The sequence below is a fragment of the Syntrophotalea carbinolica DSM 2380 genome, assembly GCF_000012885.1.
Taxonomy (GTDB): domain Bacteria; phylum Desulfobacterota; class Desulfuromonadia; order Desulfuromonadales; family Syntrophotaleaceae; genus Syntrophotalea; species Syntrophotalea carbinolica.
In genome coordinates this window covers 3,421,681-3,437,063 of sequence record NC_007498.2, presented here as the reverse complement: position 1 = coordinate 3,437,063, position 15,383 = coordinate 3,421,681, and the positions used below count along the sequence as shown (strand labels likewise).

Sequence of the window (15,383 nt, the reverse complement as noted above, 5' to 3'; positions counted from 1 at the left end):
TTCAAGAGGGTTGCGGAAACGGTTCCGCAACCCTCTTTTTTTATCTTTATCCGTGCCGCTATCCCGCGCAGTTCTCCCAACCGGTCTTATCTTTCCCGCATGTTTTGTCTTCCTCGAAGTTCAGCAGCATTTCGTCGTTTGTAAGAATCTCTGTAATATCTTCGGCCGCCAACGGTCGGCTGACCAGAAATCCCTGGATTTCGTCGCATCCGGCTTCACGCAGAAAGTCGAGCTGAGCCTGGTTTTCAACCCCTTCGGCAATGACCTTGAGGTTGAGGCCATGGGCCATCTCGATAATATGTCGGGCTATGTTGGCCTCGTTATTGCCGAAAGGCAGGTTTTGGACGAAGGCCCGGTCGATTTTGAGATGGTCGGCTGGCAGGTCTTTTAGATAGCTCAGGGAGGAAAATCCTGTGCCGAAGTCGTCAATGGAGATGGTTATGCCGACAGCGCGGAGTCGGCGCAGGGTTTCAAACGCTTCGTTCATGTTGTGCATAATGACGGTTTCGGTGATTTCCAGATTGAGATAGTGCGGGGGCAGGTCGCATTCTTTGAGGACCTGCATCACCAATTCGGCAAAGTCGCTCTTCTGCAGTTGGTGGGCCGAAACGTTGATCCCCAGTCGCATGGGAGCAAATCCGGCGTCGAGCCAGGTCTTGAGCTGATAACACCCGGCCTGCAGCACCCATTCCCCCATGGGCACAATGAGGCCGGTTTCCTCGGCCAGGGGCACGAAGACCGATGGGGCGATCATGTTGCCCACCGGATGTTCCCATCGCACCAGCCCCTCAAGGCCGGTGATACGGCCGCTCTGCAGGCCGACCTGCGGTTGATAATGGACCCTTAGTTCCTGGCGTTCGAACATGCGGCGCAAGCTGCTCTCCATGGCCATTCTCTCCAGGGCCCGGGCGTTCATGGAGGAACTGTAAAACTGGAAGTTGTTTCTGCCCAGATCCTTGGCCCGGTACAAAGCGGTGTCGGCATTTTTGACCAGGGTGATGGCTTCGCGGCCATCTTTGGGGTAACTGGCAATGCCGATACTGCACGTCATAAAGACTTCATGGTCGTTGATATCGTAGGGCCACGCCAGGCTTTTGAGGATTTTGTGGGCGATCAGTTCGATTTCTTCCTCATGGCTCGGTCCCGACAGCAGGACGTTGAATTCGTCACCGCCAAAACGACTGACCGTGTCGGTTTCACGCAGGCAGGTGGTCAGTCGCTGGGCGACTTCCTTGAGGGCCGCATCTCCGGCGGAGTGGCCCAGCGAGTCATTGATGGTCTTGAACCGATCGAGATCGAGGAACATCAAGGCGAAGGATTCATGATGGCGGTGAGCGTGGGCGATGGCCTGCTCGATGCGATCCATGAACAGCAGCCGATTGGCCAGTCCGGTCAAGGGGTCGTGAAAGGCCAGATGCTCGATGGTTTTTTCCGCTTCCTTGCGTTCGGTGATATCAAGCAGGCTGCCGATCAGGGCCGGCTGGCCTTCGCTTATGCCGCGACCGATGAGGATTTCGACGTCGATAGGCTGTCCCGTTTTGCGCAGCCCGACGAACTCGTAACGCAAATGGTTGGCGTTGACTCCTCCGAGGATTTTGAGATTGTTGGCGTCGACGAACAATTGGTCGTCCGGGTGCACCAGTTGCGGCTGGGGGGCACTGTCGACAATCTCTTCGGGCGTATAGCCGAAGATCTCGGCAAAGCGCGGATTGACATAAGTGTAACGGTGATGCTGGTAGACGAAGATACCGACCAGGCTGTTTTCGATGAGCAACTGGTAGCGGCTTTCGGCCGCATCGATATTGTCGATTAATTCCTGAACCCGAAGTCGTTGGTGTTTTTCTTTTGCCAGCTGTCGAGCGGTCTTTTCCAGCTGCCGGCTGGAGGTAAACGATTCCCAGCGATGCTTGGCCAGCAGGTTGTCCAGGGTGTCGGTGTTGTGCCGGCGCTGTTTTTCCAGTTCGGTATAGCTGGTGGCAAGCGCCTGGGCCGCCTGCTGGCAATATCGGGACAGGTCGCTAACTTCTGTGATGGGGGCGGAAGGCCATGCCGGGGCGACGCCATTACGCAGTCTTTCGGGTAGGTCGCGGGTGGTTTCCGATAGTTTTTTTATCGGTTTTATAATCCTTTTGTGTACCCGCCAGGCCATGGCCACGGCGATCAGGCAGGGGAGCAGCATGAGAGACATGCTGCCCAGCAGCATGCGATGCAGATGGTGCCGGAGCAGCGCCCCGGGCAGGGTGATCACCATGCGCAGAGGTGTTTGCCGACGTTCCGTCGGCTCGCCGACTCGTTGCGGCCATAGTCTGGAAACACGACTGGCTTCGGGATCCCAGGCAAGCAACAGGTCAAACGCTGATGCCGGATCGAACAGTGTCGCGGTGAGCGGATCGGAAACATGCCATGCCGGGCTGGTGCTGACCGCAACCCGGTTCGATCCGTCGACGAGCAGGGCGGCCGGTCGCTCTTTGCGGTCAGTTGTCAGGATTCCTATGTAGCTTTGCGGATCGATGCTGGCCAGTACGAAGCCGATCGCCCGGTTGTCTTTTGCGAGGGGCTGTCCCAGGCACAGCATCGGGACAGCCCCTGCTGACGGGCCGGATAGTGCAAATACCGTCGGTTTTTTTTCAAGGGCCAGTGTTTGTATCTTGTCGACGGCCAAAGACCGCAGCGGGTCAGGAGATCTCGGGCGGTATGCCGCGGCGGTACTGCTGAGCAACAGCTTTCCTTTGGTGTCCCAGATAAGAACCCGCTGCACAGACTTCTCCTGCTGAAGCAATCGGTTGAGTCTGGTTTCCAGACTCTCGTTTTGGGCGCTGGCCCTGGTTAGCCCAGCTAACTTGGAGGCCAGATTTGCATGAAAGACATTCAGGCGTTTTTGCATAGCCCGGCACCGGGTGGTCACCTCGTGTTCGAGCCCGGGGCGCATAAAATCCTGGGGGCCTTGAATATTCATGGCCAGAATCACTACCCCTGGCAACAGAAACGCAGCGGCGACGGCATTGATTTCCGTTTCGAGGTAACAGAAGGTCGAATGGGAATGGATGTTTTTACGCCGCAGAAAATGTAGTAGCATAGAAGCAATCGCTGCGTTGCCGAGGCCATTGAAGGTTGTCCAGCCGATGGCCTGGATCATTGCAAAGGTCGGGTATTGTAACTGAAGACCATACTGCAGATATTGAATGGGCCATGCCAGCAATCCCCAGAACAAGAGGGATGCGGTGAATAGATTTTTCACCCCGTGGCGCAGGAAGGCGCCGATGAAAACCGCTTCTATAACCCACAGCCATTCCTGGGGTGCCATATTGCCAAAAGACAGGGCAAACAGAGGCGTCAGCAGCGCTGCCAGGGTTCCCCAGCCCGTGCCGTACAGGCGCACGATCATCAGCACGGGGATGCCGGCAAGCAGCAACTGTCCATGCGGGCATCCGGGCAGCGGAAAGAGATTCCCTATCAGTGCGGCGATATAAAGAATGCCAAGCATAGAATGTCTATATCCTCTGGGGTTTTATCCGGATGGATGGCGAGTCGTAAACCGGACTGACGGTGGTCTCGAGAGCCTCCTGCGTATGGCGCGACTCCGGGCCAGCGTGTCATGCGCTGACGGGAAAAATTCGACGAATAGGTATAAACTATAACAAGAGGTTTTCATATCGGGGCCGGACGGCTTTTTTTTTTTCGATGAAACCTTAGCTGGTAACGATCTGAAAAATACCGGGGAATGTACGAAAAAGCTTGGACGGTATGCGGTTTGGGTGTAATATGACCAGTAAAGTCATAATTGTTCGGGTGGATAAGACCTCTGGGTAAGGAAGGAGGCTTTTATGCGTATCGATATCCTGTGTAAACCGGATTGCGGCGGGCGTTGTTACACGACGTTGTCCAACGTGCGCCAGGCTCTTGATCAGATGCGCCTCGATGCCGAAGTGCACCTTTATCAGGATCCACGCAAGCTGATCGACAACCGGGTGTATGTCACTCCTGCGCTTATTTTGGATGATGTGGTGAGGATTTCCGGGCGGGTGCCCGAGGTGGTGGAAATCAAGGCCCTGGTTGCCGAACGGGCCCGGTTTATTCGACGGCTTCGCGATGCCGTGTGAGCTTTTCTCGGTAGGGTTGCCCTGTCAGTTTTTGGCTTTGGCCCGTAGTTTGGGTTTGCCGTTTTCGATGACGACTCGAAACTCTACCTGGCGCTTGCCGAAACGTTCCTGAATCTGCTGTTTCTGGCGTTCCAGAAAGGCGTTGAACTGGTTGCGGTCGGGAGCGGGAGTGGACAGGTTACATTCTTTATGAGCCATCATCAGGTTGGCGTACAGATCTTCGTTTGTTTTGTCACTGTGCGATGTATGCGGAGTCTTTGACCTGCCTGTGTCGAGGTGACGATGGTATTTTCCTTCGTCCATAAGACGCTGGATGCGGTTCCAGCGGGTTGCGTAGGTATGATAGCGGCCGGAGATTGTTTCAAAGCGGAAGCGATGATCGGTTTTGATGATCCGCCGGGTAGAGAGTCTCCTGATTTTCTTTTCCAGTGCAACCCGCTGCTGGAGCGGTTCCCGTTTTTCTTCCCCGGAAAAATACCGCTCGTAAAGCACTTCGAGGGTGCGCATTTCAGCGGCGATATCATCGAGTTTTTGCTGGAAGATTTTCCCTTCGTCCATATGACCTCCATTGCAGAGTGTTAATTCTACTTGTAAACTTCCTCCAAAGCAAAGATTTTTCGTAGAGACGGCGGGCCGCTGTTCTTGACTCAGGCATTTCTTTACCGGATAATAACGCGGATTTTTTCTTGGGAGGTAAATCAATGAAGCATGATGAGCTTGCCGCTGTGATTTTGGCCGCGGGAAAAGGCACGCGTATGAAATCGGAGCAGCCGAAGGTTTTGCATCCGATTGCAGGGAAACCGATGGTAACTTTTCCCGTTGCCGGCGCTCTTAAACATGGTTGCCAGCCGACGGTGCTGGTGGTCGGGCATGGTGCCGAGGCCGTTCAGGCGGAACTGGCCGAAGATCCGGTGAGTTTTGCCCTTCAGTCCGAACAGTTGGGTACCGGTCACGCTCTGTTGTGTGCCCGCCAGGCATTGCAGGAGTTTTCCGGAACCCTGTTGTTGCTCTGCGGGGATGTGCCGCTGCTGCGTGACGAAACCCTGGAACGACTCATTGCCGAACATGAAAAGACGCGCGCGGCGGTGACCGTATTGACCGCCGAACTGTCCCAGCCTTTCGGCTACGGCCGGATATTGCGCGAGGGCGACGAGGTGCTCGGCATCGTTGAAGAAAAAGACGCTTCCAGCGAGCAAAAAACGATACGGGAAATCAATACCGGCATCTATGCTTTCGAGGCACCTTTTGTCTTCGAGGCCTTGAGCGGTGTCGGCTGTGATAATGCCCAGCGCGAATATTACCTGACCGATGTACTGGCCGCGGCACGGGCCGCCGGCCGGCGGGTCGGTGCCGTGGTGTTGGAAGACGCCGACGAAGCCATGGGTATCAACGATCGGGTGCAACTGGCCCAGGCCTCGGCGCTCATGCGGCGGCGCATCAACGAAAATCTGATGCGCGCCGGTGTCAGTTTTATCGATCCCGAGCAGACCTATATCGAACCGCAGGTCGAGATCGGCCCCGACTCGGTCATCTATCCCGGTGTCTGCCTGGGCGGCGATACGCGTATCGGCAGCGGTTGTCTCATCGAAGCGCAGGTCACCATCCGTGATTGCCAGTTGGCGGATAACGTACATGTCAAGCCGGGCTCTGTTTTGGAAGGCTCCCGGGTTGGCAGCGATACCGCCATTGGACCTATGGCGCATCTGCGACCGGGCACGGTATTGGCCGGTCATAATAAAATCGGCAATTTTGTCGAAACCAAAAAAGCCCACATCGGTCTTGGCTCCAAAGCCAGTCATCTGACCTATATCGGCGATGCCGAATTGGGGGCCAATGTCAATATCGGGTGCGGGACCATTACCTGCAATTACGATGGGGTCAACAAGCACAAGACCGTTATCGAGGATGATGTGTTTGTCGGCAGCGACACCCAGTTCGTTGCGCCGGTGCATATCGGTCGCAACAGTCTGATCGGGGCTGGGTCGACCATCACCAAGGATGTGCCGCCCAATGCCCTGGCCTTGTCGCGTAGTCAGCAGAGAGTCGTTGCGGACTGGCGTCTGCGTCATGATCCCAAGTGCAAGAACAAAGACTGATGCAAAAATGAGTCGGCATCTGACCGGCTCTTTTTGTTTTGAAAAAAGATAAAGGACTCTGCCATGTGTGGAATTGTTGGATATATCGGGCCTCAAGAAGCCATGCCTATCATTATCGACGGTTTGCGCCGTCTGGAATATCGCGGCTATGACTCAGCTGGCATCGCGGTGCTCAATAACGGCCAGATCACCATCCGGCGTGCCAAAGGCAAGCTTTGCGAACTTGAGAACGTTCTGAAGCAACAGCCGCTGACTGGCGGTCGCGGTATCGGTCATACCCGCTGGGCGACCCATGGCCGTCCTTCGGAAACCAATGCTCATCCCCATTATGCCGGGAATATTGCGGTGGTGCATAACGGTATCATCGAAAACTATCTTGAACTCAAAGCCCGTCTTATCAGTCAGGGACACGAGTTCACTTCCGAAACCGATACGGAGATCATCGCCCATCTTGTCGACCAGCACCTGCGTCAGTGCGGGGATTTTGAAACCGCGGTGCGCCATGCCCTGGCCGAGGTACGCGGTGCCTATGCGGTGGCAATTCTGTGCGAGTGCGAACCGGAAAAGCTGATCGCCGCGCGTCTCGGCTCACCGCTGGTGGTCGGGCAGGGGCAGGGCGAGTTCTTTGTTGCCTCGGATATTCCCGCCATGCTGTCCCATACGCGGGAGATGATCTTCCTCGATGAAGGCGAAATCGTTGTTTTTGCCGATGGCGCCATGCGTTTTACCGATCTTCAGGGCGCACCCGTGGAGAAGACCGCCAAAACCATCACCTGGAATCCCCTGATGGCCGAGAAGGGTGGCTACAAGCACTTTATGCTCAAGGAAATTTACGAGCAGCCGCGTGCCATCGCCGACACCCTGGCCGGCCGGGTATTTTCCGAACGCGGCGAGGTGTTCCTCGAAGGCCTGAATCTCGATGCCGAGCAGTTGCGCGGGTTCGACAAACTGAATATCGTCGCCTGCGGCACCTCCTGGCATGCCGCTCTGAGCGGCAAGTTTCTTATTGAGAAACTTGCGCGCCTGTCCGTCGAGGTCGACATTGCCAGCGAGTTTCGCTACCGCGATCCGCTGGTCGATGAACGCACCCTGACGGTACTTATCAGCCAGAGTGGCGAAACCGCCGATACCCTGGCTGCCCTGCGCGAAGCCAAGGGCAAAGGCGGCGCCACGGTGGCGATCTGCAACGTGGTCGAATCATCCATAGCGCGCGAAAGCGACGGGGTTATCTATACCCATGCCGGCCCGGAGATCGGGGTTGCCTCGACCAAAGCTTTCACCACTCAGTTGGTGGCCCTCTATCTGCTGGCTCTGCATCTCGGGCGGGTGCGCGGCATGGTCGATGCTGTGCGTTGTCGCGAACTCATCGAACCGCTGCTCAGTCTGCCGCGCAAGATGGAACAGGCCCTCGAAGCCGACGAGCTGATTCAGCAGGTGGCCAAAGAATTCATGCACGCCAGAGATTTCCTCTACCTGGGCCGAGGTATTCAGTATCCCATCGCTCTGGAGGGGGCCCTTAAACTTAAGGAAATCTCCTATGTCCACGCCGAAGGCTACCCCGCCGGGGAGATGAAACACGGCCCCATCGCGCTTATCGACGAAAATGTGCCGGTGGTTTTTCTGTGCCCGCATAACGATACCTTCGAAAAAGTCGTCTCCAATATGGAAGAGGTACGGGCTCGTTCCGGCCGTGTCGTCGCTGTCGCCACCGAGGGGTATGCCGACCCCCTTGGCAAAGTCGATGCCCTGATTACCGTGCCGGAAACCGCCGACGAAGTGGCGCCGATTCTGACATCCATTCCCATGCAGTTGCTGGCTTACCACATCGCCGTGCTCAAGGGCACCGACGTCGATCAGCCGCGCAACCTGGCCAAGAGTGTGACGGTGGAATAAAGTATATGTTCGCTCTTCCTGAATTGTCGGAGGATAAAAAAGTTTGATAATTTATAAAAAAGTTTGATAAATCACAAAATAGTTTGATAAAAAAACACCTCCTGCTATGCTTAGCGCATCAGGAGGTGTTTTATGTCAGACGCCAACAAGCCAGTAGACCCTGTGGATAGGAAACGGCTCATAACGCGGGGTCATGGATCGGGTAAGGAATACGAGCCATTTATTCAGGTACAAGAATTGAGCAGTACCGGAGAAAGCATTCGGGTTCCGAGCGCAACAGTTGGTCGAGTCCATCATCTTCTGTCAGGGATCGAACTTAGCGCTTTTCTTGTATTCGATTGGTGTACCCGTTGCATTGATATCCGAGAACAATATCCCCTTCCCATTGATGATTCCTTGGACATTTGTCGTCAGTTAGGCATCCGGCATCCCCAGGTGAAAGGAAATCTGAAGGTTGTCACAACAGACCTTTTGATCGATTTTGATGACGAATCCCAGCTGGCGTTGGCTGTGAAACCAGCATCCCAACTGAGTCATGAGCGTACTGTCGATAAACTTCAGATTGAGAAAACCTTCTGGGAAGACAAGGGCGTTGAGTGGCGTCTGTTTACCGAGCGAGAAGTCTCCGATGCACATCGGGAAAATCTCAACTGGCTCAGGCCTTACTTAGATATTGCGACGCCAAGGGCACATCAACTGTCAGAATCAGATATTGAAGATTTTTTTATTCGGATAAGGGAGCATCCATGTACCAATGTATCGCGCTTATCCGGGAGACTGGATGATCTGTACCAGCTCGAGCCGGGTTTTCATCTGAGTGTGCTGCGCTATGCTGTCGCCCATCACTATATCCATGTCTCGCTCGATAAACCCTTTCACGACTGGTATTGCAAAGACCTCCAGATGATTGAATCGAGATTCTCAAGAGAGGTGGGCAGTGCTTCTTAATCAGGTTTTTCAGAGCCCCGATACGGATCGCCGGTACCGGGTTGTCCTGGAGATGATAGATATACTCATGCTGGTGGATGTTGATGATGAGAAGGCTTGGCCTTTTCCCATGACGGAAGCTGAGTTCCAATATTCAAACCTGAAACCAATTGACGACCCTTACCCGCTTCCGAGTGTTGAGGAAGGCAGTGTTGCAGAAGCCCGGCGTGACGAGGCTTTTAGCACCATAGCACCGTTGTTGGCTGACTATGGGCGGCTTTTTGAAAAAAAAGAACGTAACCAACTGATCAGTGAGTTACTCACGCAAATAGATAAGCCACGCCTCTACGTGACAAGGCAATTGCGCCGTTATTGGCAGCGAGGAATGGCTCCGAATGCGCTTGCTCCCGACTATCATCGTTGTGGTGGCAAAGGTCTCCCTCGTCGAAAAATCAAAAAAAAACCAGGTCGCAAACGCAGACTGACCCGTGGTTCTGGTGTGATCATTACGAACGAGATTGCGGACCTCTTCAAGTTGGCGGTAGAGGGTTTCTTTCTGGTGAATGATAAAGTCCGCCTCTCCGCAGCTAAGGACAAAGCGGTAGGCCTTTTTAAGGCACGTTTTCCAAACGCCGATGAAACCAGCATTCCGACGATGGCACAATTCCGCTACTTCTATCAGACCAACTACAGCAATGGGGATGTGTTCAGAGAGCGGACGCCGTCAAGGACCTACGACAAGGATATGCGTCCTCTGGTCAGTACCTCCGGATATATGAATTTTGGCCCCGGTGACCGTTACGAGATCGACGCAACTATTGCCGATCTCTATCTGGTGGCCAACAATGATCCTGAAGCCATTATTGGCCGACCGGTTGTGTATTTTGTTAAAGATGTTTTCAGTCGTATGGTTGTAGGTCTTTATGTCGGTCTGGAAAATCCATCTTGGGTAGCAGCGATGATAGCACTCGCCAATGCCTTTACAGACAAGGTCGATTTCTGCCGGGATTATGGGATCGCTATCGATGCATCACAATGGCCCAGTGTCGGCATCCCGGCTGGGATCATGGCGGATAGAGGTGAACTTCTCTATCGCCAGGCCGATGTGCTGGTTAACCGCTTCGGAATCAAGCTTAGCAATGCCAGAGCCTATCGTGGAGATGATAAAGCAATCTGCGAGAGGGCATTTAACACGGTTCAAGCACAATTTCGCCCTTATGTGGGCGGCATCGTGGAGCCAGTCAACGGCAAGAAAAGGATTGGGCGTCGTTATGAACTGGATGCCGAACTGAGTCTGGACGCATTCACCGAACTTATTATCAAACTGGTTATTAACCACAATACAAGGCATGTGATTGATGGCTACGATTTTGCGCCTGATATGCCAGAGGAACTGCCGGCAGTTCCCCTTGAATTGTGGAACTGGGGAATCCGAAATCGCACAGGAAAGCTCAAACCCTGCGATGAAGATCTGGTGAGAATCAACCTGCTTCCCTGTGAATACGGCACCGTGTCCGAGGTTGGTATCGGTTTCAAAGGGTTAAAGTATACTTGTCAGGAAGCTTTGAAAGCCGGTTGGTTCGACCGTATCCGTCAAAATCGCCCCTCCAAGGTTGAAATTGCCTTCGATCCACGACGAATCAATAAAGTCTATCTGAGGCCTGATAACAACTTCGAAACCTACTGGGTATGCGAATTGTCAGACCGTAGTCGTCGCTTCCGGGATATGAGTTTTGTTGAGGCCGCCGGTTTGCTAAAGGCGATGCGAAAAACCGAGGGCAAAGCCAAGCAGTCCGAGGCTTTTGGCGCTCCGGATCTGCAGGAAGAAATAGAGCAACTTGTTTCTCGGGAACGAGCGAAGAAGAAAGGTAGGATGGAGGCCCCTGCCTCTGAGCGTCTGCGAGGGATACGTGAAAATCGCCGTCTCGAAAAAGAATCAGAACGCGATCGGGCCAGAGTTAAAACAAAACGTGCGTCAGAAAAACCAAAAAAATCGACAGAGGTTGTTGAACTCAGACCTGTAGGCGGGAAAAGATCTACTAATCTGGATTATCCGGACTTGGATGCTTTCCTGGAGGATGCTGATGATTAAGCTCCCCGTTGCGCAGTACATAGAAGCAGAGATTAAGGAGTACAGCGGACACCCACTGATAAATGCGTTGCCTCCGATCAACTCCCCACAGGATACCGCCAGGATGCTGAACCGTTACCCAGTGGTCGCAGAGGCGGAAAAAAATCTTCCGGGACATATCCGTCGCCATGCAATGATGCGCATATTGGATCAATTTCTCTATCCGACCAAATCTCATCTGCAGCTGGAGCAGATGATTTCAGGCATGCTCAGGCGGGGTTATCTCAGTCGTAATATTGCTGATCGGTGCTATCAGCGGAATCTGGATGTAGCAAGTGGAACTGACTTTCAGGTTGTAGCCCGCAATGCCGGCAATGAAGCATTGGTAAGTTCAGTTATTGGCTGCTCGGGTACCGGCAAGTCTACAGCGGTAGAAGCTATTTTGAAGGGATACTGGCAAGCGATTTACCATCCTGAGTATCAGCATACCCAACTAGTTTGGCTGAAAGTTGAATGCCCGCATGATGGCTCAGTGAGAAACTTGTGCACCAACTTCTTTCGTGCTGTCGATGATGCGTTGGGTACCGATTACCAACAGCTCTATGTCAAAGCCAGATCCTCGGCAGAATCCATGCTGGGTGACATCGCAAGGGTGGCTGCTCTTCATTCGGTTGGCTTACTCGTAATCGATGAAATACAGCATTTGGAAAAGTCACGCTCCGGTGGCTCAGGCAAGATGCTTAACTTCTTCGTGACACTTGCTAATGTTATCAAGGTGCCGGTGCTTTTTATCGGTACTCCTAAGGCGCTGGAGCTATTTTTGCCCACGATGCGCTCCGCCCGGCGTGCAGTTCAGTTTGGCAGCTTGAACTGGAGCCGTTTTGTGCGGGCCGAAAGTGGTGATGGACCAGACGGTGAGTGGGAGCGGTTCATCAAGCGCATGTGGAAGCTGCAATGGTTCAAATCCCCGACGCCGCTGACATGCCCAATGAGTGATCTGTTCTGGGAATATACCCAGGGGATTGCCCATATAGCGGTGGCACTTTTCTATCTTTGTCAGGCGCGCGCAGTCATGGCCGGCAGAGAAGTGATTGACCGTTCTCTGGTGACCAAAGTGTATAATGAGGAGCTTTCGATCATTCACCCGATGATCAATGCCCTGCGAAGCGGTCGCAAGGAGAAAATCCTTCAGTATGCGGACCTCGATTTGCCCACCGAATCCATCAGGATGCTGGGATCGCATGCCCCCGATATTCCGATGCCAGAGGCCACTGAAAAGAAAGTGCCCGAGACTAAACTCGCCAGGTTGATTGATCTGCTTGAGCAGATGGGACTTGGGCAGGATATCGCGCCAGTTGTTGCAGAACAGGCGATTGAAGAGAAGCCGGATGAAGACCTGTTTGGGCTGGTGTCTCATGTAAGAAATTTGCAAGAAAAAACGGAGCCACGGACCGAACCCGCAAAGCCTGTCCGACAGAAAGCTGCGCCCTTGAAGCCCGTTTATCTGGATAATGACCTCCGTTTGATGCGAGATGATGATCCTCAGGTGAGTTATCAGAATTTCAAACGCAGTGGAGTCATAATTGATCTGACGGCATACTTGTAAATTCTTAGCAGGAAGGGGAAATTCCCGCCCATAACCCTTTATCTCGAACTACCCGCCTTCTTATAAAGCTCTAAAGAAACATAAGATCTTTTACAGGAGACAGACAAGGGAGGCATGTGGTGAACGGTATGCTACCGTGATCGAGGCAATAAGTGGAGTTTCTGGTTCCTTTATGCAGGCTGAAATTGGTCTGAAAGATTTGAAAATCATGTGGGCATGAAAAATATCAAACAGCTTAGGGACGCTATGTGGCTTCCCTTTATTGTATATTCAGGGGCGAGACAGGCTAACCAGATAAGCTAAAATACCGACAATCAGAATAGCAAAAAGAGTAATAACCAGCACCGCTCCGACAATGGGACCGATGAAGCCGAAAATTGCAGAAGCACTTTTTTCATCGAGGGTCAGCCAGGCCGATAGCCCACCGCAGATCGACATTGACAGCAACGTAGGCCATGCTGGTTTTTTGAGGGACAAGTTCATATCTACAACCTGGGGGAAAAGGTTAGCGTCGCAAAAAAGGCCGGATGATAAACGCTGCCAGAAGAGACAGGGTTTTGATTCCCAGTCCGGCAAAACCGAAAAGGGCCAGGAGCCAAAGTATCTTACGGGCGAGTGGCTGAGCCCCGGACATTAACCAAGCGAACCCGAATAGGCTCGCAATGACCACTATGGCCCATATGGGTGATATCTTCGGATTGCAGGGTGTCGATGTTTCCATGGCCTTCCTTTCTACAAACCCTTGTTCACAATGTTTAATAAATCTTAACACACGACCAAGCAAGGTAAAAGCAAAGCCCTCTTTTCAGCCAAGCTGTGGAGGGGGGGATAATATAGCTGAGCCAAGTTGATGCCCGTAGGTTGTCGGAGGCGAAGTCGTGGATCCCGTCATTAAATACTACACCGAACTTGCCCGATTGAAGGACATTCCGGAGTACAACCGTGTGCGTGCGGAGAAGCGATTCCTGTTGATCAAGGAGTATGAAGAGCGATATCTCCCCGAAGAAGCCAAAAGGCTTGGAGATAGCTTCCGCCTGAAAAAGGCGACGATAAAATTCTGTAAAGAGTACGGAGTAAGCCTGCGCACCTTTTACCATTGGCTCCACGATTATGGAAATCATGGTATCGATGGATTGATTCCCAAGTATGGGAGTCGGCGCAAGCAACCTGCCTCATCATCAAATCCTCAAAAAAGAACGAGAATATCAACCAGGTCGCCTTCCGGTCGAAAGTCCGTTAAGGTGGTTTTGGAAATCGACGTGAGAAACCCTTTGTCCTGCCTCAAGCAGGTGAATGCTATTGTTCAACTCAATCCGGCATTTAACCCTGATGTTAGCAAAGCTTTTGAGAGGTTTCTGGACGAAAACTTGAAGAATCTGGAAAAGGACTCTATCTTGTCCTTGCCAAGACCAATATCGCATGACGAACAACAAAAGCTGGAAAAATACCTGGCAAGCACCCACCGCAACCATCAAGCAAGAGCTCTGGCGTTGCTTATGGCTAAAGAAAACAGGTCGATGCATGAAGTCACTGTCGCAACCCATAGAACAAGGAGGACGGTTTACAGATGGCTCCAACTCTTTGGAGAACAGGGGCTGGATTTTATCGAAACAACTCAGGGCGGAGGAAAGCGAGAGGAGATAAACGAGAAGAGAAAAGCTTTGGTGCTGGAAATCCTGCATGCTCCCCCATCCAATTACGGTATCAACCGAACGTCCTGGACGCATGGAGCACTTATCCAAGCATTCGAAAATACCCACAAGGAGTCCTTACCGAAAGGCGCTCTGCAGCGCATCATAAAAGAGTCGGGGTACACCTGGCGGCACGCGAGAAAGGTTCTCACGAGCCCTGATCCAGATTATCGACAAAAAGTTGCGGTGCTATTGCACGTCCTTCATAATCTGAAGGGGGATGAAGCATTCTTTTTCATCGATGAAGCTGGCCCTTGGAAAGTCAAAAAATATGGTGGAAAAACACTGGCCCTGCCAGGTGAAACGCCAACGGTTCCGGAAGTGCAAAAAATCAAAGGTTCAGTGAGCTTCATCGCTGCATTGGAAGCTGTTTCAAACCAAGCTACTTGGCAGTTTATTGAAAGAAAGAGCGCGGCTGCTGTTATTTCTCTATTAAAACAACTCCGCACGCAGTACCAACCTTTTAGCAGGTTGTATCTTACGTGGGATGCCATGTCGTCTCACAGCTCGGATACAGTAAAGTTCTGGATTGAAAAATCCAACGAAATATCTAAAGAGCGCGGCAGCTACCCTTTGTTGGAGGTGGTTCCACTGCCCTCGAATGCCCAATTCCTCAACGTTGTAGAGAGTGTAATCAGCGGTCTCAAGAGAGCCGTAATCCACAACAGCGATTATCCTTCGAAAAAGAAAATGCAGGCGGCTATTTCACTGCATTTCAAAGAGCGCAACGATTTTTTCAAAGAGCACCCTCGGAGGGCAGGGAATAAGATTTGGGACAAAGAGAGGTTCGATGTTGAGAGTCTACCAGGAGGGCTTTTTAGAAAGATGTAAAGCTACTTTTATAGCTGCTTGAAATCGGATAAAATATCTCAAAACATGTGCGGCAAAATCTCAAATTACTTGCGCCGTTATACTAAGCGGCATTGTGTAAAGGGCATCTTATTCAGTGTCTAACGTGGCAGATTCTGCTGAAACAGCCGAGCAAAATTTGAAGTGATG

10 protein-coding genes are annotated in these 15,383 nt (G+C 52.5%); 7 read left to right on the top strand and 3 right to left on the bottom strand.

Going from position 1 to position 15,383, the window contains the following annotated elements; translation table 11 throughout:
* Positions 1–58: 58 nt before the first annotated feature.
* Positions 59–3,484, bottom strand: a complete 3,426-nt coding sequence (locus PCAR_RS18155) for a bifunctional diguanylate cyclase/phosphodiesterase (protein WP_011342725.1) — start codon at positions 3,482–3,484, stop codon at positions 59–61.
* A 340-nt stretch (positions 3,485–3,824) separates the two neighbouring features.
* Here PCAR_RS18155 and PCAR_RS15880 point away from each other — a divergent pair, with 340 nt between their 5' ends.
* On the top strand, positions 3,825–4,100 hold the full coding sequence (locus PCAR_RS15880) for a thioredoxin family protein (RefSeq protein WP_011342724.1): 276 nt from the start codon (positions 3,825–3,827) through the stop codon (positions 4,098–4,100).
* A gap of 24 nt (positions 4,101–4,124) precedes the next feature.
* Here PCAR_RS15880 and PCAR_RS18150 read toward each other — a convergent pair whose 3' ends face one another.
* Positions 4,125–4,658 (bottom strand): MXAN_5187 C-terminal domain-containing protein, encoded by a 534-nt coding sequence (locus PCAR_RS18150; RefSeq protein ID WP_011342723.1) that lies wholly within the window; start codon positions 4,656–4,658, stop codon positions 4,125–4,127.
* A gap of 143 nt (positions 4,659–4,801) precedes the next feature.
* Between PCAR_RS18150 and glmU the strand changes: the two genes are divergently transcribed.
* The 5 genes from glmU (at position 4,802) to PCAR_RS15850 (ending at position 12,693) form a co-directional block, all read left to right on the top strand.
* Positions 4,802–6,196 carry a bifunctional UDP-N-acetylglucosamine diphosphorylase/glucosamine-1-phosphate N-acetyltransferase GlmU gene (gene glmU / locus PCAR_RS15870; protein WP_011342722.1) on the top strand — a complete coding sequence of 465 codons (1,395 nt, stop codon included), beginning with the start codon at positions 4,802–4,804 and terminating at the stop codon, positions 6,194–6,196.
* 63 nt (positions 6,197–6,259) lie between these two features.
* Positions 6,260–8,089: a glutamine--fructose-6-phosphate transaminase (isomerizing) gene (gene glmS / locus PCAR_RS15865; protein ID WP_011342721.1), complete on the top strand. Its 1,830-nt coding sequence runs from the start codon at positions 6,260–6,262 to the stop codon at positions 8,087–8,089.
* 132 nt (positions 8,090–8,221) lie between these two features.
* A complete protein-coding gene (locus PCAR_RS15860; protein WP_011342720.1) occupies positions 8,222–9,037 on the top strand; it encodes a heteromeric transposase endonuclease subunit TnsA in 816 nt (271 codons plus the stop codon).
* Between the two features lie 52 nt (positions 9,038–9,089).
* Complete coding sequence (locus tag PCAR_RS15855) at positions 9,090–11,108, top strand: Mu transposase C-terminal domain-containing protein (protein WP_011342719.1); 2,019 nt, start codon at positions 9,090–9,092, stop codon at positions 11,106–11,108.
* Positions 11,101–12,693, top strand: a complete 1,593-nt coding sequence (locus tag PCAR_RS15850) for an ATP-binding protein (protein WP_011342718.1) — start codon at positions 11,101–11,103, stop codon at positions 12,691–12,693. Before PCAR_RS15855 ends, PCAR_RS15850 begins: the two co-directional genes overlap by 8 nt.
* 270 nt (positions 12,694–12,963) lie before the next feature.
* Here the strand turns inward: PCAR_RS15850 and PCAR_RS15845 are convergent, their stop codons facing one another.
* Complete coding sequence (locus PCAR_RS15845) at positions 12,964–13,176, bottom strand: hypothetical protein (protein WP_011342717.1); 213 nt, start codon at positions 13,174–13,176, stop codon at positions 12,964–12,966.
* 395 nt (positions 13,177–13,571) lie between these two features.
* On the opposite strand from PCAR_RS15845, the gene PCAR_RS18145 reads away from it, so the two are divergent.
* Complete coding sequence (locus PCAR_RS18145) at positions 13,572–15,215, top strand: IS630 family transposase (protein WP_011342715.1); 1,644 nt, start codon at positions 13,572–13,574, stop codon at positions 15,213–15,215.
* Positions 15,216–15,383: the final 168 nt, after the last annotated feature.